The organism is Amycolatopsis sp. SID8362 (assembly GCF_010550475.1).
GTDB lineage: Bacteria > Actinomycetota > Actinomycetes > Mycobacteriales > Pseudonocardiaceae > Amycolatopsis > Amycolatopsis eburnea.
On sequence record NZ_JAAGNB010000660.1, the window covers coordinates 1 to 532 of the forward strand.

The 532-nt window shown below is 76.7% G+C and carries 1 protein-coding gene; it reads right to left on the reverse strand.

Annotated features, from left to right (window positions below; translation table 11 throughout):
- Nucleotides 1-532, reverse strand: a 532-nt coding sequence (locus G3I65_RS20330; RefSeq protein WP_160697509.1) for an ATP-binding protein, incomplete at both ends; no start/stop codon positions are given.

The following is a 532-nucleotide window of genomic DNA, read 5'->3' on the forward strand; positions in this document are numbered from 1 at the left end:
GCGCCGGGATCGAGCACGCCGCGAGGTCCCGGCGGACGCGCGCCGTGACCGCGGCCGGGGCGGGCAGCGTGGGGTCGAACTGGGCCCACGTCGTCTTGGGCAGCTCGGTCAGCAGCTCCACCACCGGCTTCGGCCGGCCGAGGCTGTGGCGCAGCAGCCGTTCGGCGAGCGAGGGGTGCAGCGCGATCCCGTAGGCGGCGGCCAGTTCGCTGATCTGCGCGGCGTCCAGCGGCGGGAGCAGCGGGTGGTCGGTCGCGACGCGCGGCAGCAGGTCGAGCGCGTCGGCGTTGGCCCGGGGGTCGCCGGTGGTGGCGGTCGCGATGACCCGCAGGTGGACGTCCGGGTGGTGGCGCAGGGTGGAGGCGAGGGTCTGCAGCGAGGCCTCGTCGGCGAGGTGCGCGTCGTCGAGGACCAGCAGGGTGCCGGGCTCGACCCGCGCGGCGAGTTCGCCGGCGGTGCGGAAGGGGTCGGCCGTCGGGAGCCCGGGAAACGCCTGCGTGAGCAGCGCGTACGGGCAGTGGGACTCCCACGC